19 protein-coding genes and 1 pseudogene are annotated in these 21,520 nt (G+C 57.6%); 9 read left to right on the top strand and 11 right to left on the bottom strand.

What is annotated here, in order from left to right:
• Window positions 1–10: 10 nt before the first annotated feature.
• The 3 genes from ACVW0C_RS09500 to ACVW0C_RS09490 all read left to right on the top strand — a co-directional run bounded on the left by ACVW0C_RS09500 (window position 11) and on the right by ACVW0C_RS09490 (window position 3,729).
• The gene (locus tag ACVW0C_RS09500; protein WP_457385105.1) at window positions 11–679 is read left to right on the top strand and encodes a RibD family protein; all 669 of its coding nucleotides are present in this window, start codon (window positions 11–13) and stop codon (window positions 677–679) included.
• A gap of 615 nt (window positions 680–1,294) precedes the next feature.
• On the top strand, window positions 1,295–1,495 hold the full coding sequence (locus tag ACVW0C_RS09495) for a DUF2811 domain-containing protein (protein ID WP_041436785.1): 201 nt from the start codon (window positions 1,295–1,297) through the stop codon (window positions 1,493–1,495).
• A 428-nt stretch (window positions 1,496–1,923) separates the two neighbouring features.
• Window positions 1,924–3,729, top strand: coding sequence for a tetratricopeptide repeat protein (locus tag ACVW0C_RS09490; RefSeq protein ID WP_457385104.1), 1,806 nt, complete (start codon window positions 1,924–1,926; stop codon window positions 3,727–3,729).
• On the opposite strand, the gene rpaB is transcribed toward ACVW0C_RS09490, so the two are convergent.
• The 4 genes from rpaB to ACVW0C_RS09470 form a co-directional block, all read right to left on the bottom strand.
• The gene (rpaB, locus tag ACVW0C_RS09485; protein ID WP_011434119.1) at window positions 3,702–4,442 is read right to left on the bottom strand and encodes a response regulator transcription factor RpaB; all 741 of its coding nucleotides are present in this window, start codon (window positions 4,440–4,442) and stop codon (window positions 3,702–3,704) included. The genes ACVW0C_RS09490 and rpaB overlap by 28 nt on opposite strands.
• A 463-nt stretch (window positions 4,443–4,905) precedes the next feature.
• On the bottom strand, window positions 4,906–5,763 hold the full coding sequence (gene recO / locus ACVW0C_RS09480) for a DNA repair protein RecO (protein WP_457385102.1): 858 nt from the start codon (window positions 5,761–5,763) through the stop codon (window positions 4,906–4,908).
• Window positions 5,760–6,455: a deoxyribose-phosphate aldolase gene (gene deoC / locus ACVW0C_RS09475; RefSeq protein WP_011434117.1), complete on the bottom strand. Its 696-nt coding sequence runs from the start codon at window positions 6,453–6,455 to the stop codon at window positions 5,760–5,762. Before deoC ends, recO begins: the two co-directional genes overlap by 4 nt.
• A 205-nt stretch (window positions 6,456–6,660) precedes the next feature.
• Window positions 6,661–7,125 (bottom strand): redox protein, encoded by a 465-nt coding sequence (locus ACVW0C_RS09470; RefSeq protein WP_414343843.1) that lies wholly within the window; start codon window positions 7,123–7,125, stop codon window positions 6,661–6,663.
• A gap of 174 nt (window positions 7,126–7,299) precedes the next feature.
• Here ACVW0C_RS09470 and ACVW0C_RS09465 point away from each other — a divergent pair, with 174 nt between their 5' ends.
• Window positions 7,300–8,181, top strand: coding sequence for a LysR family transcriptional regulator (locus tag ACVW0C_RS09465; protein ID WP_414343826.1), 882 nt, complete (start codon window positions 7,300–7,302; stop codon window positions 8,179–8,181).
• 572 nt (window positions 8,182–8,753) lie between these two features.
• Here the strand turns inward: ACVW0C_RS09465 and ACVW0C_RS09460 are convergent.
• Entirely contained in the window at window positions 8,754–9,392 is a 639-nt protein-coding gene (locus tag ACVW0C_RS09460) for a response regulator transcription factor (RefSeq protein WP_011434112.1), read from the bottom strand.
• A gap of 508 nt (window positions 9,393–9,900) precedes the next feature.
• On the opposite strand from ACVW0C_RS09460, the gene ACVW0C_RS09455 reads away from it, so the two are divergent.
• Window positions 9,901–11,961: a ribonuclease catalytic domain-containing protein gene (locus ACVW0C_RS09455; RefSeq protein ID WP_457385100.1), complete on the top strand. Its 2,061-nt coding sequence runs from the start codon at window positions 9,901–9,903 to the stop codon at window positions 11,959–11,961.
• Window positions 11,962–12,065: 104 nt separating this feature from the next.
• Window positions 12,066–13,079 carry a phosphate ABC transporter substrate-binding protein gene (locus tag ACVW0C_RS09450; protein ID WP_457385099.1) on the top strand — a complete coding sequence of 338 codons (1,014 nt, stop codon included), beginning with the start codon at window positions 12,066–12,068 and terminating at the stop codon, window positions 13,077–13,079.
• Window positions 13,080–13,336: 257 nt separating this feature from the next.
• Here ACVW0C_RS09450 and ACVW0C_RS09445 read toward each other — a convergent pair whose 3' ends face one another.
• Complete coding sequence (locus ACVW0C_RS09445; RefSeq protein WP_457385121.1) at window positions 13,337–14,134, bottom strand: ABC transporter permease; 798 nt, start codon at window positions 14,132–14,134, stop codon at window positions 13,337–13,339.
• A gap of 266 nt (window positions 14,135–14,400) precedes the next feature.
• Window positions 14,401–15,219 carry an ABC transporter ATP-binding protein gene (locus ACVW0C_RS09440; RefSeq protein WP_457385097.1) on the bottom strand — a complete coding sequence of 273 codons (819 nt, stop codon included), beginning with the start codon at window positions 15,217–15,219 and terminating at the stop codon, window positions 14,401–14,403.
• Window positions 15,220–15,415: 196 nt separating this feature from the next.
• On the opposite strand from ACVW0C_RS09440, the gene argJ reads away from it, so the two are divergent.
• From argJ to hypA, 3 genes and pseudogenes are all read left to right on the top strand, one after another.
• Window positions 15,416–16,633, top strand: coding sequence for a bifunctional glutamate N-acetyltransferase/amino-acid acetyltransferase ArgJ (gene argJ, locus ACVW0C_RS09435; RefSeq protein WP_457385120.1), 1,218 nt, complete (start codon window positions 15,416–15,418; stop codon window positions 16,631–16,633).
• A gap of 126 nt (window positions 16,634–16,759) precedes the next feature.
• Window positions 16,760–17,284, top strand: a pseudogene (locus ACVW0C_RS09430) (arginase family protein); the annotation flags it as partial.
• Window positions 17,285–17,287: 3 nt separating this feature from the next.
• Entirely contained in the window at window positions 17,288–17,686 is a 399-nt protein-coding gene (gene hypA, locus ACVW0C_RS09425) for a hydrogenase maturation nickel metallochaperone HypA (RefSeq protein ID WP_457385096.1), read from the top strand.
• Here hypA and ACVW0C_RS09420 read toward each other — a convergent pair.
• From ACVW0C_RS09420 to ACVW0C_RS09405, 4 genes are all read right to left on the bottom strand, one after another.
• Window positions 17,683–18,000, bottom strand: coding sequence for a TMEM14 family protein (locus ACVW0C_RS09420; protein ID WP_011434105.1), 318 nt, complete (start codon window positions 17,998–18,000; stop codon window positions 17,683–17,685). The two genes, hypA and ACVW0C_RS09420, sit on opposite strands and share 4 nt — an antisense overlap.
• 27 nt (window positions 18,001–18,027) lie before the next feature.
• Window positions 18,028–18,234 carry a hypothetical protein gene (locus tag ACVW0C_RS09415; protein ID WP_238376795.1) on the bottom strand — a complete coding sequence of 69 codons (207 nt, stop codon included), beginning with the start codon at window positions 18,232–18,234 and terminating at the stop codon, window positions 18,028–18,030.
• Window positions 18,235–18,563: 329 nt separating this feature from the next.
• On the bottom strand, window positions 18,564–19,370 hold the full coding sequence (locus tag ACVW0C_RS09410; protein ID WP_457385094.1) for a PPC domain-containing protein: 807 nt from the start codon (window positions 19,368–19,370) through the stop codon (window positions 18,564–18,566).
• 165 nt (window positions 19,371–19,535) lie between these two features.
• A complete protein-coding gene (locus ACVW0C_RS09405) occupies window positions 19,536–20,780 on the bottom strand; it encodes a methionine gamma-lyase family protein (RefSeq protein ID WP_457385118.1) in 1,245 nt (414 codons plus the stop codon).
• Window positions 20,781–21,520 lie beyond the last annotated feature (740 nt).

Below are 21,520 nucleotides of genomic sequence, written 5' to 3'. Positions count from 1 at the left end.
AATCTTGTCTTTGAATCGTCCCCATTTGGTAGCCATCTTCGCCCAGAGCTTGGATGGAAAGATCGCAGCCCACCGAGCGCAGAGGCCCTCCTTCAGCAGCCCTGAGGACTATCGGCACTTGGAAACCCAAGCTGCTCAGCAACAGGCTTTGATCATGGGGGCCGCCACTCTGCGGGCCTACGGCACCAGTCTGCGTATTCGGGATCCCGAGTTGATCCAACGCAGAACCGCTCAGGGCCTCTCTCCCCAGCCCCTGACGATCATCTGTTCCGACAGCGGGGATATTCCTGAGGATTTGCCGTTTTTTCGCCAGCCCCTCACCCGTTGGCTGTGGACAACTCCCAAGGGATCCCAAATTTGGCAGAACCGAACCGGCTTTGAGGATATCTGGGTGGCTGCCGATTGGGATCTGCCGGCACGGCTGGCGCGCCTGCGCAGCTTGGGCATTGAACGGGTGGGGTTGTTGGGTGGGGGGCGGCTTTTGGGGGCATTTCTGCAGGCAGGAGCCTTGGATGAGCTGTGGGTTACCCTCGCTCCGGTGCTGCTGAGTGGATACGCCGATGCCCCTGCCAGCATTGAGGGTTGGCAAGTGCAGGGATCCCCGCCCCAGTTGAAGCTGCTGGAATGCCGCCGTGGCTCCAAGGAGCTGTTTTTGCGCTACCGAGTCGAGTGGCCCTGAGAAATGCTCTATACAAACACAAAAATTTTTGGACAAATTCAGATTTCCCAGAAATCCACAGGTTTTCCCCAGGCTTTCCACAGGCAGGCGGGCCGTTTTCCACAGGGCCTTTCCCTCAGGGGGCGGCATCGGGGGTTTCTGTGGAAAAGTGGAGGTGGGTAAGGTTCAGGCGACTACACCCTGAGAAACGTAACGGGATCGCGCCGTTTTTTTCGATCCCATCAAGGCCAATGGCAGGCTTTTGTCCGGTTGGATCCCTGACTTGGGATTGACACCCCCCGTGGGTTAAAGGGCAGAATAGCCGCACCTGAGGGTGAGTGGTGTGGAGGTGTTCCCAACCGCTCTCCTCAGAAAAGACTTCATCTGTTCTACAGCCCACGACAGGCTTAGGAACAGTTGTGCATGCCCTCCCTCCCATCCGCTGGGATAGGGGCAAGCTATGAACCTATATTGCTTGCTTTTCTGCTTGCGAGCCTGCTGAGGCTCTTGGCCTATCTAGGTTGGGTTTTGATGTTGCGGGTTCGCTCTGTTCGAGCTGCCCAAGTTTTGGCTGTGGCCGCAGGTTTTGCGGGATACCGTTTTCTCCCCTCTTAAGCCCGAGTGAGTAGTTGGACTATGAGTTCTCACAGCGTCAGCATTTTGAGCGAAATTCCTGAGGAGCTGCATGACACCCTCCAAAACTACCTCTCCCGCCATCCCGACTGGGATCAGGATCGGGTGGTGACGGCAGCGCTCTCGTTATTCCTGCTCCAAAGCGGGGAGAGCGACCGGCGGGCGGCACGCATCTACTTGGACAGCCTGTTTCGCCGCAACTGAGCCCCAAGGATGGCCCGTGAAAACCGGGGCAATGGGAACCTTTTGTTAGCCTGGGTAGGGATCCTGTCCCACCGCTGTCATTTGGACACTGGGGGGAGGGCGCTAAGAAGTGAAAAGGATCTCAAAAGAGGCAAAAAAGAGCATGACTCTAGTCAATAATAAGCTCAACTATACTGAAAATAATGTATAATATGTTCAGTACGGATTACTACCAGTTGATCTTTCTGTTTACTTTCGAGTCTGCCAACATGGTAGCCAAAGCAAAGCAGAAAATTGGTAGTAAGACGACACGGAAACTGCGCTTTGGGTATTCTACTCAAAGCTTTGCGGGATACCGCCATTCTGTTTGGAAACAAACAGAATGCTATCGCTGCATAGTTGAACAGTGATGTTCAGCAGTGTTCAGCGTAAATGTATCAGGCAAAGACGTGCCACGGGGCTTTGGGCGAGGAAAAGACAATCGGCAAGCGGCTAAGTCACAGGATCCAGAGCGGGGATCCGAGATCCCATCCTCTTCGCAGGCGGCTCTGACGTGGGTTCAACGCTACCGACAGGCGGGGGATCTGAAGACTGCTCTGCACCTCTGCCGGCAGCTTACCCGCGCCCATCCCCATCTGTTCGCCGCTCAGGCGTTGCTGGGATCCCTTTATCTCCAGATGGGGGATCCCCGCCAAGCTTTGACCCCCTTGCAACTGGCTCTGCACCTGCGGGGGGATTGGGTGCCGGCCTGGCAGGATCTGGGCGATGCCTGGATGCAGCTCGGCAACCCAGAGGAAGCGGCGCGAGCCTACGAACAGGGCCTGGCCTTTGCCCCCGGTGATGGGCAATTGCTTTTCCGATTGGGCAGTTGTTGGCTCACCCTGGGGAAATTGGCCCAGGCAATTGAGGTGTTGCAACAGGCAGCAGCAGCCCAGCCTCCCCAGGTCTATGCCTTGGCAGCTTTGGGGAATGCCCTGATGCTCGATGGCCAAGCTGAGGAAGCGGAAGGCTGGTTTCGCCAAGCTCTCGCCCTTGCACCCCAGGAGGGGCGAATTCTCGTTAACCTCGGCCACTGCCTGCACCTGCAAGATCGCTTGGAGGAGGCCGCCGATTGTCTGCAACGGGCCATCTTGCTGCTGCCGAGGGACGCCCAGCCTCACAACAACCTGGGCACCATCTTGCAGGAACAAAACCGGTTGGAAGCGGCCATTGAAGCCTATCGGCACAGCTTGCAGTTGGCCCCCCACTGGCCGGAGATCCACTACAACCTGGGCACGGCTTTGCTGACCCTGGGCCGCTACGAGGAGGGGTGGCGGGAATACGAATGGCGGCTGCAGCGACAAGGGGCGACCTACCCGCGCTTTCTTTCCCCTCTGTGGACGGGATCCCCTCTGGGCCGCCAGACCCTGCTGATCTACGCCGAACAAGGGTTGGGGGACACGATTCAGTTTGTGCGCTACCTGCCGCTGCTGGCCGAGGCCCATCCCCAAGCGCAAATCTGCCTCCGCTGTCAGGGATCCCTCGTGGAGCTGTTCAGAGGGTGCCTGCCCCAGGTGCAGGTGATCTCGGAAACGGATCCCTTGCCCTCTTTTGATTGCCATCTGCCTTTGCTCAGCTTGCCACAGCGGTTGGGTACCACCCTGGAGACGATCCCTGCCTGCATCCCCTACCTTGTCTGTCCCGTTCGCGCAAGTGGGCCGCAGACCTCTTCGAGCCTCTCCTGGCCGGAGCTTTCCCAGGAGCGGATGAAGGTGGGGCTGGTGTGGGCCAGCGGTCGGCGTGCCCATCCTGAGCTCAACCGCGTACAAAGGCTGAAAAGTTGTCCTCTGAATCTGTTGCTCCAGCACTTGCATGGGCCTTCCATCCAGTGGGTTAGCCTGCAGGTGGGGGAAGATCTAAGGCCGCTGGGATCCCTATTGGAGCAGCACCAAGTGTTGGAGCTGGGATCCCGTTTCCGCAGTTTTGTCGATACAGCCGCAGCCGTTGCCCAGTTGGATCTGGTGATCAGCGTTGATACAGCCGTTGCTCATTTGGCCGGGGCGATGGGCAAGCCGGTATGGGTGCTGCTCCCCTTTGCCGCCGATTGGCGCTGGCTGCTCCATCGAGAAGATAGCCCCTGGTACCCCGGGGTAATGCGACTGTTTCGACAAGACACACCGGGAGACTGGGTTGGCGTGTTGAGGCGGGTGCAGGCCGCTCTTGAAGAGAGGTTGCGAGGGATCCCTTCTCAAGACCGTGCCTGTTCCTCTCCCTGAACGATGCGCTGAAATAGATAGCCGGTGCCTCGGGCCGTCAGGATCAGCTCTGGGTTGCTGGGGTCATCTTCCAGCTTGGCCCGCAGCCGCGAGATGTGGACATCCACCACCCGCGTATCCACATGGCGCTCCGGGGTATAGCCCCACACCTCTTGCAAAATCTCGGAGCGGGAAAAAGGCTCCCCCGACCGACTGACCAACAACTCCAGCAGACTAAACTCCATCCCCGTCAGGCGAATGCGCTCGTCCCGTTTGTAGACCTGCCGCTTGTTGGTATCGATGCGAATATCCCCCACTTGAATCACCCCAGAACTGGGGATCCCATCGTGGGCCGACCGCGCCACCCGGCGCAACACCGACCGAATGCGAGCTTCCAGCTCCTTGGGCGAAAAGGGCTTGACCACATAGTCGTCTGCCCCCAGCTCCAGCCCTGTGATACGGTCGGCTACATCTCCCAGCGCCGTCAGCATGATGATGGGGATGTCCGATTCTTTGCGCAGCTCCTGGCAGACCCCATAGCCATCCAGCTTCGGCATCATCACATCCAGCACCACCAGGTCGGGATCCTGCTTGTGGAAAACCTCCAGCGCCTCCTCGCCGTCCGAAGCTGTGACCACATCGTATCCAATCATGGACAGACGGGTTTCCAAGATGCGTCGAATGCTGGCCTCATCATCGACCACCAGAATCCGTTCCTTACGCTGTGCTTCCACGGTGCTGCAACTCCTGAACTTCTAACGGTACTCGGTAAAAGAGAGATCTGAAAAAGAACTAAGGTGGGCGCTATCTTGAGTTGGGCGGATGCAGGAACCTCAGGGGCTGCTCCTCAGTTGGGCAGACTCACCGAGTGAAATTGAACACTCACAAGCAATCATCTGCAATTAACCAAAGCCGCACCCCAGGGATGCAGCTCCGGGAAACAAGCACAAAACAGAAGGCCCTCTCAGCAGTGGATTCAATCTTGTTAAAAGCTCCAACTTCAATCCCACTTGATGATGCTGTCCAGTACCTGGTGCAAGGCACTCCTCCCCCCAAACCATTGCTCAAACCTGAGAGGCCTTCGTAAGAAGTTACTTTCCATAACCTAATTTATCATCCAAAATCGGCTGCCAACCCGCCTCGATGCTCTATTTTGCGGCTATTGGGCCGGACTTGATACATACCTTCACAACTTTTTCAGACCGATGCCCATTTTTCGGGATGTCCCTCAGGAAAAGCTGGGGATCCCTGGCCGTTTGCGGTGGGAACAGCGTAGCAACTGGCCAATAGCTCGGCGGAACGGATTTCTCGATCTGTATGATGCTCCAAAACACGCCGCAACAGACGTTCTGCCTCCAGCCAAGCAGCCAAAGGCAGCGAATCCTCCGGCAGAGGCAGTGTGGAGCTGGGCAGGGATCCCAAGGCACGCAAGGCAGAAGCGGAGACCCAGGCAATCGGGCTGGGCCGCTGGGCCACCCGGCAGGGATCACAGATCAAGCCACCCCATTGGGGGCTGAAAAAAACGCTGCCGACCAACCCCCCTTGACAGAAGTAGCAGGCTTGTACCTGAGGGGCAAACCCTGCCAACGCCAGGAGGTGGTACAACCCGTGGGTGAGCAAGGGCAGAACGGCCCGTTCCGAAGCAGCCCGCTCGATGCGTTCCAAGTGTTCGACCAACACCACAAACAGCTCTTCCTGGGCTTGATCGGGCAAGGCCAACAGCAAGGCCACCTCCGCCAAATACTGCGCTGCTGTGAGATGGGCTAAGCTGCGGCTGAGGCGGGGAAAAGTCTGCAGGGTTTCCGCTTGGACAATGCGCTGTAAACGCTGGGAGGTATCTGCTTGGGCAGACCAGCGCCCCCGCACAATCAGCAAATCGTTGATGACAAAAGGCTCCATCCGCCCGCCCAGCTTGGAAGGCTGCTTACGGGATCCCTTGGCCACCGCCCGGATCAACCCTTGCTCGCGGGTCAAGATGGTAACAATCCGATCCGACTCTCCCAGGGGGATCCCTTTGAGATTGATGCCCGTAACCCGGTAGGTGCGGCCACTCATGGGGTTCCTCTGGCTTTCAGCTCTTGCATCAGCTCCAGCCCCCAAGAGGTGCCAATACGGCTGGCCCCCGCCTGGATCATGGCCTCTGCTTGAGCCACTGTGCGAATGCCGCCCGACGCTTTCACCCCCACTTTACCGCGGCTGAGTTGCCACAACAGTTGCACATCTGCCGGCGTCGCCCCCCCCATCCAGCCGGTGGAAGTCATCAGAAAAGCCGCCCCCGCATCGATACAAATCTCCCCGGCCAGCTTTTTCTCCTCCTCGGTCAGCAGAGCCGTTTCCAAAATGGCCTTGACGCAAACCCCCGTTTCTTCCACCAGTTGGGCAATCTCGGCATGGAGGCGATCCAGCTCTCCCGCCTTGAGCCAAGCCAAGTTGATGCGGACATCCAGCTCCCGGCACCCCTGCTCCACCGCCAGTTGGGCCTCGTAAAGCTTGGCCTCTGCAGTGGTTGTGCCCAGGGGAAACCCCACCACCGTGCTCACCTTGACCGGGGATCCGTGCAGCCGCTCCACCACCCGCGGCACGTAGCAAGGAGGAACACAAAAAGTGGGGAAGCCATAGCGCAAGGCAATCTCACACCCCTGGTCAATCTGTTCTGGAGTAACCATCGGCAACAGCAGAGTATGGTCGATGTACTCCGCCAAATTGAGCGAGCTATCCGCTATGCCCTTGCGCTCCAGAGAGAGCATTGGTCGATCCCCCAGCACCCATCTTTACTCTAGCTTCAGTTTTCACCTACAGGGATCCCCAAAGAGGGCTGAGCCTCTGGCCACAGCCAACCCACCAGGGCATCCCTTCGACCCCACAGTGTCCATTCCCTCGGCACAGCTCACACAGGCTGCTGCCCGATTGCGAGCCCTGATTGACTCGCGGGGGGGCATGGGTTAACTGTACTCAGGCACAAATGCGGGGCAAAGGTGCAGGCGCCGAGGTCACCTGCAGCAATCGGGGGATGCGGCTGCTGTCGTAGATGCGAAATTCTTTTTCCAAGATGGCTTTTTCGTCGCGCACCGCCTGGTTCAATACGATGGATCCCTCTGGATCGGAGACGGAACGGTGAAAAGTGCCGGGAGGAATGCGCAAAATGCCTCGGTTCGCTTCCAGGCGCACAATATGGAAGGGATCCCTCCAGCTAAAATTCACCAGGTAAAACGTCCGTCCGCCCCATAGAGCCAGTAGGTTGTCCTCTTGGTGTGGATGCATATAAAACTGCCAATAGCCCTGAGGATTATTGGGGGGACTGATGGCCGGCCCATCGTGGTAAACCAAATCGCGGGCGTTGGATCGCGCAACCGTGATGTCAAAAAAACGCACGCCGGGAGTATCTCGAAATTGATGGAAAGGCAATAGGGCAAACATGGATCTCGACATAGGGACACTTGACCAACGACAGGAAGATAAAGATGATTTCACACTGTTTCGCGTTATTTCGCAGTGTGAAGGGGGAGCTATGTCGTAGTTTAGTCAGGTGCGGCGGAGGGTTCAAACCTGAGATAGCATCACATCTATGCGCAGATCGAATAGATGGGATCCATGAACATCTCGCAACTGCAAACCCTGGTGGCTGTGGTGGAGCGGGGGAATTTCAGCGATGCCGCTCTGCAATTGCACATTTCCCAGTCGGCGGTGAGCCGGGCCATTGCCAGCCTAGAGGAAGAATTGGGGGTGACCCTGTTGGTGCGCGGTCGCTTTGGGGCACGCCTGACGCCGGTGGGAGAGCGACTGCTGCGCCATGTCCGCAAAATGCTGCAACTGCGGGAACAAATGGATTATGAGGCCAACCTGGAAAAAGGGTTGCGGGGGGGAAATGTGCGAGTTGCCGCTTTTCGCAGTGCTGCAACCCATTTGCTGCCGCCGGTGATCGCCCGCTTCCGCCAACAATTTCCCCAGATTACCCTCACCCTCACAGAAGAAGATCCGGCCACTGTCGAACATCTGTTGCGATCGGGCCAGGTGGATATTGGCCTGTTGCCCCTGCCGCGGGCTGCTGAGGATCTCCAGACGTGGGAGATCGCCCGTGATGAATTCATTGTGTTGGTTCCGCTGAGTTTTGGGCCCCTGCCGGAAACCCTGACCTGGGAGGATCTTTCCCGTTTTTCCTACATTCTCTACAACTACGCCGAATGCACCACCGCGGTGCGGAACCACTGGGAAGCCGCTCACCAAACCCTCAAGGTGGCCTACTTGGTGAAGGAAGACTCCACCATTGTGAACATGGTGGCGCAGGGTCTGGGGGCTGCCATTTTGCCTCGCTTGGCCGCCATCCCCATTCCCGAAGGGATCCAGATCCGTCGGCTGCCGATCCCACTGGAGCGGGTGATCGGGGCTGCCGTTCTGGCCTCTGCGCTGCATCCGCCTGCAGTATTTGCCTTCCTGGAAGCCTTGCGGGGAAACCCATCCCAGTTGCCAAGTTAACATTGCATCGGGAGTACAAGGCAGCTTTGTTGACACCACGCTCATCCATCCAGTGACGCAAGCATTGGTTGCGGACAAACTGGGCAGGGCCTCATCCAAGGCTTGGTATGGCGCTGGAGCGGCGTTGAGGAGTTTGGCTTCCCTGACCAGCATGGGTTTATTTCATTGCAGGTCTATATCATTGCAGGTCTATAGTCATTTCAAACTAGATTGAGACACCCCCGCTGCTGCCCAAACGTTCCACGCCGCTTCCACAATCACCTTTAGATCCTGTCCCAGAGGGAGAAAGGAGCTAGGAAGCAATGCAACGGAAATGTTTCATTCCTGTTTAAAATGACAACAACAGGGCAAAAACTGTCCTGGAAGGACGGGGCTTTAGACCCAGTTTTTGGGTAACGCAGTGAAAATCGGCGGCCAATGTACGTTGGGGCAAGGCCAGCAGATCCTCCCCCGCCAATTTTTGAAAAGACTTGCCCACCCCAGTTACCTTGCCCTTCAAGTGCGATCACTACCCTATCTCCAATCGCGCCGAGGAGATAGAGTTCTCCAGCCGTTGAAAGGGGCGGCGGGAATTACAACGGTTTTTTGCCCAGACCACTTTCTATCGCCCAGCGGGCCAGTTCTGTGCGGTTGTGCAGGCCGGTTTTGCCCAGCATGTTGCTGACGTGGCTTTCAACGGTGCGCTGGCTCACCCCAAGAACTTCGGCAATCTCGCGGTTGGACAGGCCCCTGGCCACGTACTGGATCACCTTGGTTTCCGTTGGCGTAAGTTCAATTTCCCGATCCAGTTTTATGACCGGCTGAATGCCCACATTCTGCACTTGTAACAGGCGCTCGGTATGTTTGAGAGAAGACTCCACCTGCGCCACCAATTCTTCCGGCTCAAAGGGCTTGACCATGTAAACATCTGCCCCTGTGGTCAGGCCGCGCACCCGATCCGCCGTCTGCCCACGCGCCGACAGAAAAATCACAGGTATCCAGTCCGTAGCACTGTTGGAGCGAATGGTTTCCACAAAGGTATAGCCATCCATCTCCGGCATCATCACATCGCAGATGATCAGGTCTGGTGTGAAATGGCGCATCGCTTCCAACCCCTCCAGACCGTTGCTTGCCGCCACCACCTCATAACCGCGAAACTCTAGGTAGTCCTTGGCCAGAAGGATCAAGTTTGGATCGTCATCGATGAGCAACAGTCGCTTTGGGTTGTCCACGGTTTACCTTTTGAGCGCTAAGCTAAAAAGTTTTAGGTGAAGAAGTACGGAATCTCTTGTTTCCGTGACCTTCACTGTAGGGAAACGACTCTTGAGTACCACCCTTTTGCTTGCTCAATTGGGGAGCAGCCTATGGTAACTGTGCCCTACCCCTAGGATATCACACATGGAAGAAGTGGAAGTATCCACTTGCGAAATGCTGGCAACAGTATCTCTACGCAATTTAGGGACTCCAGTTGGTAACCTCATCCCAGGAACTTGGCAGAGCTGGCCTCTGCTTGAGACTCGCAGTACCCAATACATAGCCGTAATCTACCTGAGAACCCGTATCTCATATGTCTATATGTCATATATCTATATGCTTAAGTACCCATGTATCTGACATCTGCTACCTGTTCATAGTGTCCGTATGTCTTCTGGCCGGGGTTTCCAGGTAGGCAGGCGGACAGAGCTGGTGGAGAATGGAAGAGAGCCTGCAATCTGACGACAGCCGACATAAGGAGAACGGGTGGAAAAGGGCACACTGGTGGAGTTTCGTTACAATAACGACCGTGTGTTGGCAGTGGTTCAGGGCACTGAGGGTAAGAAGAACCTACTGCTGGGGGTGCCTTCTGGGCAGGTTCACAGTGTTCACCCTCGCCAGATTACCTTTGCTTTGAACGGGGGATCCAACTTCACGGCTTCCGACATTCCCGGCTTTTGGCAGGCGGTGCAGGCAAAGTTGGATCCCGAAAGTTTGGCGTTGGCCTGGGAACTGGTGCAGGAGGAGCGTCAGCCCCTGAGCTTGGCGGAGATGGCTCGGCTGTTGTTTTCTGATGATTCCCCGGTCTCTACCTATGCCGCCTACCGCCTCTTGAGCGAGGATCGCACCTACTTCAAGCAAAAGGGGGAGAGCTACGAACCCCGCACTCCGGCTCAGGTGAAGGAGATCCTCCATCAAATGGCCGTCGCCCAACAACGGCAGCAGGAACAAGCAGAGTTTGAGGCCCACCTGCGGGAGGCTCTGGCTCATCCCGGCCAAGGGTATCCCTGGACTCCTGCCGAACGGGCCCGTTTGGAGTTGCTGGAGCGCCTGGCCCTGCAGGGAGCAGCAGCAGCCATTCGCAGCCACGAGGATCTCTCTTCCAATCTCAACCCGTCGGATCGGGAACGGGCCTCGCAACTGCTGGAGCTGATGGGGTTTCCTGACACTCCGCAGGGGGCCTTTGAGGCTTTGGTGGCTCTGGGCCTGTGGAGCCGCCACGAGAACCTGGCCCTGCGCCTCACCGGGATCCCAACCCAGTTCCCGAAGGCGGTGGAGCGATACACCCAAGCCCTGCTCAGCCAGCCTCCCTCTTTCTGGGATCCCCACCTGCGGCAGGATCTCACCCATCTCCACACCTACACCATCGATGATGCCAGCACCCGCGACATTGACGATGCCCTCAGCGTCGAGTTCTGGTCGGATGACGCGGTGAAGCTCTGGATCCACATCGCTGATCCCAGTTGTTGGGTGCAGTGGGGGGATCCCCTTGATTTGGAAGCCCGCAAGCGTGGCACCAGTGTCTATTTGCCGGAGCGGGTGATCCCGATGTTCCCACCGGAGTTGTCCACCGGCCCGATGAGCTTGGTGCAGGGAGAGGTGCGGCCCGCCCTCAGCTTTGGCATCCTCCTGGGATCCGACGGCCAGATCCGCGATTCCAAGATTTGCCTCAGCCAGATCAAAGTGACCTACCGCCTCACCTACGAAGATGCCGATGAAATGTTGGAGTTGGGGGCAGAGGCTCAACTGACAGCCATTGCCCGGGCAGCCCAGTGGCGTTATGGGTGGCGCATGGCTCAGGGGGCCATTCAGATCGGCCTGCCGGAGCAAGATATCAAGGTCATCGACGAGATCCCCCACCTCCGGGTAATCGAGGATACTCCTGCGCGGCAGATGGTGGCGGAAATGATGGTGCTCACCGGCGACGTGGCGGCCCGCTTCGCCAGCCAAAATGGGATCCCGGTGCCCTATCGTCTGCAGCCGGCTCCCGACTTACCTCCTCCCGAAGTGCTGGATAGGTATCCCCAGGGGCCAGTTCGGTCTTTTGCCATCATGCGGTGTCTATCGCGGGCGGAAGTAGCCACCCAGCCGGGGCGACATACAGGGCTGGGTCTCGATGCCTACTGTCAGGTTACCTCCCCGATTCGGCGCTACCTGGACTTGGTGGCCCACTACCAGATCAAGGCCTTTTTGCGCGGGGATCCCTTGCCCTTGACGGAAGCGGATGTGCAGCAGTTGCTGCTGGGGATTGAGCCGGGCACCGCTGAGGCCAACCAGGTGGAGCGGAAATCCAAGCGCTATTGGAGCATCGAATACCTGCGCCTGCGACCGGGGCAAATTTGGCGGGCTCTGGTCTTGGGCTACCTGCGCGAGCAGGAAAACTTGGTGTTGGCCATGCTGGATGAGATTGCCTTTCGGGTGCCGGTGCGCCTAGAACGCCAAACTCCTCTGGGGGCTTGGATCGAGTTGGAAGTTGTGCAGGCGGATCCCCGTGCGGATGTGATCGAGCTACGCGAGGTGGGACGAGAGGCGGCCATGTGCGGATAGATGCACCTTAACCTGCTGCTCACCCAATCTGCGTGGATAGCTGATACAACAGAGGGGGGAAGTCTCAGAAGTCTGGATCGTGAATTTTCTTTAGGGGGGATCCCATGACTGCACGACCTTCCGGCCCACCTCCAATCGTTTACATTCTTTTGTTCGCGATACTGGGAGGCGGCGGCTGGTATGCCTATCGTTCCGGCCTGTTGGACTCATTCCTGAATAGAGAGAACACGCCTCCTATCCCCAGCCAGATTCCAGCTGCCCGGCCCCAAGCCCCAACAGCGCCCAACCCCCCTCAGGCTCAAGCGCCCAATCCGCCTGCCAACGCCGTTAATCTGGATACTTCTCTGCCCAACCCAGCAGTGCTCCAGGTGGATGGCAGCGTCACGATGATCCGGCTCGTCTTGGCCCTGAAGGGAGGCTACACCCAGCGCAACCCCGGCATTCCCCTCACCTATGGGATCCCGGATGGCAAGCCCAATGGATCCAATGCCGGCCTGAAGGCCCTGATGGAAGGTCGCATCCAGATGGCCGCTAGCTCCCGCCCCCTCAATGCCAGCGAAGTGCAGGCGGGTCTACAGGCGATCCCGGTGGCCAAAGATGCCCTGGCGGTGGCGGTGGGGGTGAACAACCCCTACAAAGGAGGACTGACGCTGCAGCAATTGGCCGATATCTTCCAGGGTCGGATCACCAATTGGAGCCAGGTGGGCGGCCCGGATCGGCGGATTCGGGTCCTCAATCGCGCCCCCCAGAGTGGCACCTACAGCGTTTTCCAAGAGCTGGTGTTGTTGGGGTCGCCCTTTGCTCCCGATAACCCTCCCTACTTCACCACCGCCACAGAAGATGTCACCACCCCGCTGCTGCGGGCTTTGGGAGAAGATGGCATCACCTACAGCACTGTCGATCAGGTGCAGAACCAGCAAACGGTGCGGATTGTGCCCATCGACGGCCAGATGCCCACCCGTGAGGCCATCCAGAGGGGCAGCTACCCCTTGGCGCGGAATGTGTTTTTGGTGGCACCTCAGAGGACTAGCCCTGTGGTGGCCGATTTCATCAACTACGCGCTCTCGGATCAAGGCCAGCAAATCATTGGCCGCACTGAGTTCATCCCCCTCCGATAGCAACCCACAAGTAGGACTGAGATAGCCGCCGACAGCAAGCGCAGCGATATCTCTGGGCTTTTCCAGAAGACGCCTTCCACCTGCTCCTATTCAAGGCACTTAGTCGTTTCAGGTTAGAGTGAGGCGCCTGAGCTATTGAGAAAAGCCTTTGGCCGCGTGCGTTCAACGTTTTAGGGGTGGGTGCAGCGTCCTAGTTTGAATCCAAATGACCCTAGATGTTAGAGAGGGGGCCCTAATTTTCACCAAAGTTCAATTTTTCAGTTCTCTCGGCGCACAGCACTCTCATGCCACTTGCCCAACACCATGTCGGATAGAGCACTCAAGGAAATGAAGATCAGGATCCCCAAGCCGGTGACCAAAATCAAGGCCGCAAACATGCGGGGCACCTGCAGGTTGAAGCTGGAGATCAAGATCTGGTAGGCGATCCCGGCCCGCTGCCCGCCAGTACCAGCGACAAACTCCGCCACCACCGCCCCAATCAAAGAGAGGCCACCGCTGATGCGCAGGCCCCCCATGAAATAGGGCATGGCACTGGGCAGCCGCAAGTAGATCAACGTTTGCCAGCGGTTGGCCTTGTACAGTTGGAACAGGTTGAGCAGGTTGTGATCGACGCTGTTCAGCCCCAGAGTGGTGTTGGAAAGAATCGGGAAAAACGCCACAATCCAGGCGCACACCACCATCGCAGCAAAGGTGTTGTTGCGCAGCCAAATGATGATCAGCGGGGCGATGGAGACAATGGGCATCGTCTGTAAAATCACCGCATAGGGGAAAAAGCTGCGCTCAATCCACTTGCTCTGGGTGAACACAATCGCGACCAAAAGCCCCGATACTGTGGCAGCCAAAAAGGCCACCACCGTAATTTGCACGGTGATCAACAGGGAAGGAAAAAGCGTTCCCCAGTCGCGGATGAGGGTTTGCACCACCAAAATCGGCCCCGGCAAGAGGTAGTGGGGCACTCCCGTTACCCGCACCGCCACTTCCCAGCCCACCAAGAAGAGGATCCCGACGATAAGGGGGGCAATCACTTCCAGGTTGAACCAACGGCCCAGATTCAACCCCTTTGCAGGCACCCCTGAGCCGGCACTCGGTATGTCTGCCTCATCCGTGGGTTGGGATCCGAGTTTTTCTCCAACTGCGCCGGTCAGCTTGGGCAGAGACCAATCTGGCCAATGGAGAGGCCAGCTCTCCCCCAAGCCAACAAGGGATCCCAGCCAACGGCGCCATGGCTCGAGAAGCTGGACAAACAGGTCGAACATATCGTGAGGTTGGGGCATCAAGGGACTTACGCAACAGAGAGAACACCGCTAAGCCAGGGATCCCATCAGCGCAAACGTCCAGCAGAGAGGGGGCGCAAATAAGGATCCTGAGCTGAGCCGTGCATGGCCTCGTGCAGACGGGCCGACACTTCACGGCAGTAGTTGTTGTAAAGGGAAGAGGTGCGAAAGTCTTCCGAGCGGGGATAGGGCGCATCGATGGGAATATCGGCTACCACTCGCCCTGGGCGAGCCGCCATCACCACCACGCGGTTGGACAGGTAGACAGCCTCGTAAATGTTGTGGGTAACGAAGAGCACCGTCCAGCGCTTTTCTTGCCACAGCTCCAACAGATCGCTGTTCAACTTGCTGCGGGTGATTTCATCCAAAGCGCCGAAGGGCTCGTCCATCAGCAACACTTGGGGCTTGGTTACCAGGGCGCGAGCAATGGAAACCCGCATGCGCATGCCGCCCGATAGCTCGCGGGGAAAACTGCGCTCAAACCCCTGCAGGCCCACCCGTTGTAGAGCTTCCAAGACATCTCGATCGGCTTTTGGCTTGGGCTCACCTGCCAACTTTAAGGGTAGCCCCACATTGTCCATCACCGTCGCCCAAGGCATAAGGGCCGGTTCCTGAAACACAAAGGCCAACTTGGGTTCCCCTTGGGGAGCATCCTTCTCAAGATTTTGCCCCCATTCGATAAAGCCTGTGGTCAGATGCCCCAGACCCGCCACCAACCGCAGCACCGTGCTTTTCCCACAGCCGGATGGCCCCACCAAGCTAACGAACTGCCCTTCTTGGATGGTCATATTCATGTCCTGCAAAGCCACCGTGCCATTGGAATAGACCTTGCTGACATGGTTGAGGGTAATGACAGGGGTGGGCATGGCTGGCAATTCCCGGAGCAGAGGAAGCACACACTTTCAAAATAACCCTCTCTGCCGCCTCTGCTTGGTAGGCGTAACTACAACTCTTTCCCTCAGAACCGGTTTCCAGAGAGTTTCTCACGGAAAGCTTGCGATGACCCAAATCGGAGCAGCAAGTCGGTATGATGTTGCCGACCACCCTCTGGCCAAGGAACACATGGGATCCCCATTTAAACCGGTTGCAGGTGCTGTTACAGCCCCGCGAGGATTTCGAGCCGCTGGAGTGGCCGCTGGCCTCAAGCCCTCAGGAGCTGCGGATCTGGCTTTGATCGTTTCCGAGTGCGATGCGGTTGGGGCAGGCGTTTTCACCACCAATCAGGTCAAAGCAGCCTGTGTCACCTACAACCAAGGGATCCTTTCCCAGCAGCAGCCGGTGCGGGCCATTCTCTGCAATGCCGGGCAAGCCAATGCCTGTACCGGCGAAGAAGGGGAGCGCAACAATGCCCAACTGGCCCTCTGGGTGGGAGAACGGTTGGGGATCCCGGCCCATCAGGTGCTCACGGCCTCCACAGGGGTCATCGGGCGACAACTGGAAATGCCGAAAATCCAAGCAGCCCTGCCTGGCCTTATCGACAGCCTCTCTCCAGAGGGGGGGGAGAGCGCCGCCCGCGCCATCATCACCACCGACTTGGTGACCAAAAGCGTTGCCCTGCAAGCTGAGATCGACGGGTACACCGTCAGGGTCGGGGGCATTGCCAAGGGATCCGGCATGATCCACCCCAACTTGGCCACGATGCTGGCTTTTTTAACCTGCGACGCGGCTGTGGATCCCCGCCTGTGGCAGCAGATCCTCAAGCAAGCTGCTGACCTCAGCTTTAACCAAATCACGGTGGATGGGGATACCAGCACCAACGACATGCTCTTGGCTCTGGCCAACGGCCAAAGTGGGATCCCAACCCTGCAAGCCGGCACAGAAGCTGCCCAGACTTTGGCGGAGATGGTCAACCAAGTTTGCATTCATCTGGCTAAGGCCATTGCCCGCGATGGGGAAGGAGCTACCAAGCTGCTGGAAATTCGGGTGTGTGGGGCTGTGGATGATGGGGCAGCCCGGCATATGGCCCGTGTGATCGCCAGCTCTCCCTTGGTGAAGGCGGCAGCTTTTGGCAACGATCCCAACTGGGGACGGGTGGCAGCCGCCGCCGGCCGAGCCGGGATCCCTTTTGACAGCCGCCGGTTGGATATTCGTCTGGGGGATTTTCTGCTCATGCAGGCGGGAATGCCCCTGGCTTTCGATCGCAAGGCAGCCTCTGAGTACTTGAAAGGGGATCCGGTGACCTTCACCGTGGATCTCCATCAGGGATCCGGCCAGGGCGTGGCCTGGGGCTGCGATCTCAGCTACGATTACGTGCGCATCAACGCCGAATACACCACCTAATGGGGGATCCCAGCCATGACCACCGAATCGAACGCAAATAACGGCTTTTCCACCGAAGCCCAAGCGGCTCTGGCCAAGGAAGCGAGGCTTTCCCTATCCGGCTGGCAACAATGAGTCGAGGCTTAGCCTTGGTTTCATGCCACCAACATCCGCAACGCACCGGCCCACAACCTGGTGCAACTGGGCATTGGTGGCTGGCAAGTGCCACGGCAAGGGGTGAAGGTGTGCCGGGAGCGGGCCACCCACATCCTCACCGTTACCGACATCACCGAAATGGGCTTGGATGCAGCCGCCGATTTCGCCCTCGAAAAAGCCCTAGACGGCACCGATTGTGTGTACATCAGCTTCGATATCGACTGCATCGATGCCGGCTTTGTACCCGGTACAGGCTGGCCAGAGCCGGGTGGGCTGCTGCCGCGGGAAGCGCTCTACTTGCTCAAGCGCATTGTGCGGGAAGCACCGATCTGTGGCCTGGAGGTGGTGGAAGTCTCTCCCCCCTACGACATTAGCGATATCACAGCTCTAATGGCCACCCGAGTTATTTGCGATACGCTGGCCCATTTGGTGGTATCTGGGCAGCTGCCGCGCCGAGAGAAGCCCGCCTACATCCACCCGGAGGCGACGCCAGAAATGGCCGGCGACTGGAGGTAAGAGATGCACGAGACCGACATGACCCGCGCCTTGATCCAAACACTACGTGACTGGTGGCAAAGTCAGCCGGGACAGCCTCAGATCGCTCGGGTGCACCTGGTGGTAGGACAGTTCACCTGTGTAGAGCCGGCCAGCCTAACCTTTGCCTATGCCGCACAAACCCAGGGTACTTTCCTACAGGGATCCCAGTTGGTCATCCGGGAAACGCCGCTCATTGCCTATTGCCATCCCTGCGGCCAAGAATACAGGCCAGAAATAGGCCGGCGCTATGCTTGCCCCAACTGTGGATCCCCGATGGAAGAGATTCGCTCGGGCCGAGAGCTGAAAATTGACTACATCGAAATTGACTACATCGAATGTTCAACAAACTTCACCCCACCGGCGCAACCAGAAGTCGCCTAGGCCGCTCCAAAGCTAAGTCCCAGAAGGACAGCTGCTCCCAAGCTGAGGATGAACATCAAGCCGGCAGGCATTAACGTTCGGGTTTTGCGGTAGCGCAGGGCGAATACGATAGATCCCAGCACTGTCGTCCCCAGGCCCAAGCCCAGCCCCCAGCGGGGATCCACCCCCAGCAGCCCATAGCTGACTCCGCTGAGGGCGGCCCCAACCAGCCCCCCGATGAGAGACTTGGAGCTTTTGCCTTTGCTATAGCCGATTGCTCCGCCCACCAAAAGCAGTGCCCCGTAGACCAGCAAGGTGATTTGTGCGGCCAGCATGATGGGAAAACCTTGTCCTCTCTAGGTTTAATCCACGAGGATATCGCGAATCAAGGGCAAGCGAATGCTGATGTAGCGATTGAGAATTGAGGCATCGACACTGCTGAGGGCGTGTTTTTTCTGACAGGCGCTCAGAAGCAGGTTCACCAAGTCATCGTCACGCTTTGTGAGCCAATCTGGCCTGCCAATCTCGCTGACCAAAGACCAAAACTGGCGTACCATTTCAGGAGTCATGGCATCCATTTTGTGGAGATAGGGGCTGAACTGCAAAAGAATGGTCTAGGCCATCGATTCGATTCTAGAAAAAAGACCTCATCCCCGAGGACAATATTTCAGCTCCGTCACAACTTAGGATAAGATGTTATGCTTTCCCACAAAGCTCAGCAAGCAGTGCCCCTTCTGGCTTTGTGAGGATCTTAGGAAGGTAAACTGGCAACTCCTGACACATATCAACATTAGGCGTTAAAAAACGATGATTCCTGTCAAAATCTCGACATCAGCATCAGAAGGTTCACAAGCCCCCTTATCCAAGCTGTAAGACAGGGAATCTGGGCGAGCAGGGGCTAGCGCAAGGCGTACTGTAACCTATAGGCTCCTTCTTCTCGTGGCTTATGGGTGTTGGCCCGCAGGGTATAAGTGCCGGTGCGGGGCAGAAAGGCAATCATCAGAGCATCGGTTCCACCCCCTTGGTCATCATCCCAAGCCCTGACTTCTCCACTGGGATCCAGCAGCTGCAAAAAGGCATCGAAATCGGAGCTGGTCATGGAAGCGATCAGGATCTGGCCGGCGCGGGCGGCAATGGGATATTCGTCCATCCAACTGCCATCCTCGGGATGCTGAAGGGATCCCTCCTGCAGACGGCCCGATAGGCTTTCCTGCCAATCTACCTGGGTGAGGATATAGGTGAGCCGGTAGTTGCCGGTGGATTCCGGCTCAAAGCTGGTGGCCCGCAGGGTATAGGTGCCTCCCTCCGGCAGACGCACTGCCAACAGGGCATTCACATCCAGGCCAGAGTCATCGTCAAAGCCAATCACCCGCCCTTGACCGTCCACCAGCTCCAGATAAGCATCAAAATCTTCGCTCTCTAGGGCCGCAATCAAAATCTGTCCCGGCTCAGCGGTGACGGGGATCCCATCCCAAAAGCTGCCGTACTGGCGGCTGACTTGATCTCCCACCTCCAGCGCTCCCGTCACGGTTTGGCTGCCTCTCCACAGAGCAGAACGGGTCAGCGCAGATCCCACCGGCAAGCCTCTCTCTCCCACCCGATCCAGCAGCCGACAGCCGCCGGCCAACCCCAATGCCACCAGAGCCAGAGCCAAACGGGATCCCCAACGGCGAGGAGATGCGCAAGAACGATACCAGCTCAACATCGGAAGGGATCCCTTTCTAAAGAATGGCAACTGTAGACTGATCCTACGCCCTGATTGATTGAGCGAAAAGTTGGCCAGAGACGACAACTTCTGCCGAACTTCATGCTGAGTTTTGAGGTTGTTGGCCTGCCCCTTCCTTGCTTTTCCAGCCGAGAGCATACTGGTCTACAGAGCCTCCCAAGCTTGCAAGACGGCTTCTAGGGCCAGCCGCCCATGGTAGAGATGGGTTCCCCCCTGCAAGTAGACGGTGTAGGGATCCCGCATCGGCCCATCGGCAGAGAGTTCTGCACTGCTCCCGGCAATAAAGGTGCCTGCTGCCATCACCACCGGGTCTGCATAACCGGGCATCACCTCCGGAACTGGGGTGAGGTAGGAATCCACAGGAGAACTGTTTTGAATGGCGTGGCAAAAGGCCTGCAGCTTTTGCGGGGATCCCAATTGAATGGCCTGGATGATATCGGTGCGAGGAGCTTGAGGCAGAGGCGAGACCGGGTAGCCCAGATCAGAAAACACCTGCGCCGCCAGATGGGCGATCTTCACCGCTTCGGCCACCATCTGCGGGGCCAAGAACAAGCCTTGAAACAGAAGGCGGTTGAGATCTAGAGTTGCCCCCCCCTCCGAACCAATGCCCGGAGCCGTTAACCGACAAGCGGCTTGCTCCACCAGCTCTGCCCGCCCGGCCACATAGCCCCCTGCGGGAACGAGGGTGCCCCCCGGATTTTTGATCAGGGATCCGGCAATCAGATCTGCGCCCACATGGGTTGGCTCCTGGGTTTCCACAAATTCGCCGTAGCAATTGTCCACAAAAACCACAACTTCGGGGTTTTGCGCTTTGACCATTTGGATCATCTCGGCAATCTGGGCAATGGAAAAGCTGGGCCGCCAATCGTAGCCACAGGACCGCTGAATGTGAACCAAGCGGGTTTGCGGTCTGAGAGCGGTTTTCAGGGCCTGCCAATCGACAGTTCCCTCCCGCAAATCCAACTGGCGGTAACCGATGCCGAACTCCCGTAGGGATCCCCGCCCGGAACCCCGCAGACCGATGACCTCTTCAAGGGTGTCGTAAGGGGGGCCGGTAATCGCCAGCAGCTCATCCCCCGGACGCAGCACCCCAAACAAAGCACAGGCAATGGCATGGGTACCAGACACCATCTGCAGCCGCACCACTGCTGCCTCACAGCCCATGATCTGGGCAAACACCCGATCCAAAACCTGCCGCCCCTGGTCGTCGTGGCCATACCCCGACACCCCGGCAAAGTGATGGGATCCCACCCGCTGGTCGCGAAAGGCCCGCAGCACCCGCGCCAGGTTCTCTCTGAGGGTCTTCTCCACCGCCTGAAACTGCTCCTGTAGAGCCTCTTCTGCTCTGTCTAAAAGCTCTGCCGCCTTCAACGGGATCCCTCCGCCCATCCAGTCTGCCCCACCTTTTGCACACCAAGCTGGTTTCGAGGGTAGCATTTCAGCCACCCCGGAAAGAGTTGGCCTTCTCCCCACCGCTCCTCAAGGTGACTGCAGCGGCAGAACCGAGTTCCAAGTTCCTATGTACTTATGTAGCTGATACATTCACGCTGAACTCTCCTGAACATGGTTCAGGAAAGAAGCGATCGCATCCTGCCTATCTCTGTTCGCGTCAGCGGGACGGAGTCCAAACAGGAAGGCGGTATCCCGCAAAGCCCTGAGGAATACCCCCCGAGCGCTTTCCCCCTTCACTTCCCGGCAACCGTTGCGGTGGACTCAAGGATCAGGGGGAAACTTGGTCTACTATATCCCTCTCAATGACTTTTGCCAAACCGCCTAAAGCTCAGTAAATTCAGCAAAGTTCAGGGTTTTGGGGGTTAGAGGCATGCTCTCCGATAGAAACCTTACAGCATGGAACAGTGAACAACAGGCTTGTCAAAGCTAATACCGACAACAACACCATCTCTCAAGTCGAAAGCCTCATATTGATAAAAAATCGATAAAAAACTTAATTTATATCAATATCCCTTCATTTTTGCTGTCAATGGCTATCCAATCAAGATGCTGCTAGGCTGTAGGATAATACCAACATACCCTGGAGGAAAGCTGAAGCATCTGGATTGCCGAGCTTATGGGCAATACGGCCCACGTTTAGTCTCTCAAAAACAGGTCAGAGTTAGAGACATTGTTTA

The sequence above is a fragment of the Thermostichus sp. OS-CIW-26 genome (assembly GCF_054058395.1).
This window is presented reverse-complemented; position numbering and strand designations above follow the sequence as displayed.

Bases quoted from the DNA above. Each gene is read 5' to 3' on its own strand.
- ACVW0C_RS09495 (WP_041436785.1), top strand. From the start codon at position 1,295: ATGAGTTCTCACAGCGTCAGCATTTTGAGCGAAATTCCTGAGGAGCTG.
- recO (WP_457385102.1), bottom strand. From the start codon at position 5,763: ATGAGTGGCCGCACCTACCGGGTTACGGGCATCAATCTCAAAGGGATC.
- deoC (WP_011434117.1), bottom strand. From the start codon at position 6,455: ATGCTCTCTCTGGAGCGCAAGGGCATAGCGGATAGCTCGCTCAATTTG.
- ACVW0C_RS09470 (WP_414343843.1), bottom strand. From the start codon at position 7,125: ATGTTTGCCCTATTGCCTTTCCATCAATTTCGAGATACTCCCGGCGTG.
- ACVW0C_RS09465 (WP_414343826.1), top strand. From the start codon at position 7,300: ATGAACATCTCGCAACTGCAAACCCTGGTGGCTGTGGTGGAGCGGGGG.
- ACVW0C_RS09450 (WP_457385099.1), top strand. From the start codon at position 12,066: ATGACTGCACGACCTTCCGGCCCACCTCCAATCGTTTACATTCTTTTG.
- ACVW0C_RS09440 (WP_457385097.1), bottom strand. From the start codon at position 15,219: ATGCCCACCCCTGTCATTACCCTCAACCATGTCAGCAAGGTCTATTCC.
- argJ (WP_457385120.1), top strand. From the start codon at position 15,416: ATGGGATCCCCATTTAAACCGGTTGCAGGTGCTGTTACAGCCCCGCGA.
- hypA (WP_457385096.1), top strand. From the start codon at position 17,288: ATGCACGAGACCGACATGACCCGCGCCTTGATCCAAACACTACGTGAC.
- ACVW0C_RS09420 (WP_011434105.1), bottom strand. From the start codon at position 18,000: ATGCTGGCCGCACAAATCACCTTGCTGGTCTACGGGGCACTGCTTTTG.
- ACVW0C_RS09415 (WP_238376795.1), bottom strand. From the start codon at position 18,234: ATGACTCCTGAAATGGTACGCCAGTTTTGGTCTTTGGTCAGCGAGATT.
- ACVW0C_RS09410 (WP_457385094.1), bottom strand. From the start codon at position 19,370: ATGTTGAGCTGGTATCGTTCTTGCGCATCTCCTCGCCGTTGGGGATCC.
- ACVW0C_RS09405 (WP_457385118.1), bottom strand. From the start codon at position 20,780: ATGGGCGGAGGGATCCCGTTGAAGGCGGCAGAGCTTTTAGACAGAGCA.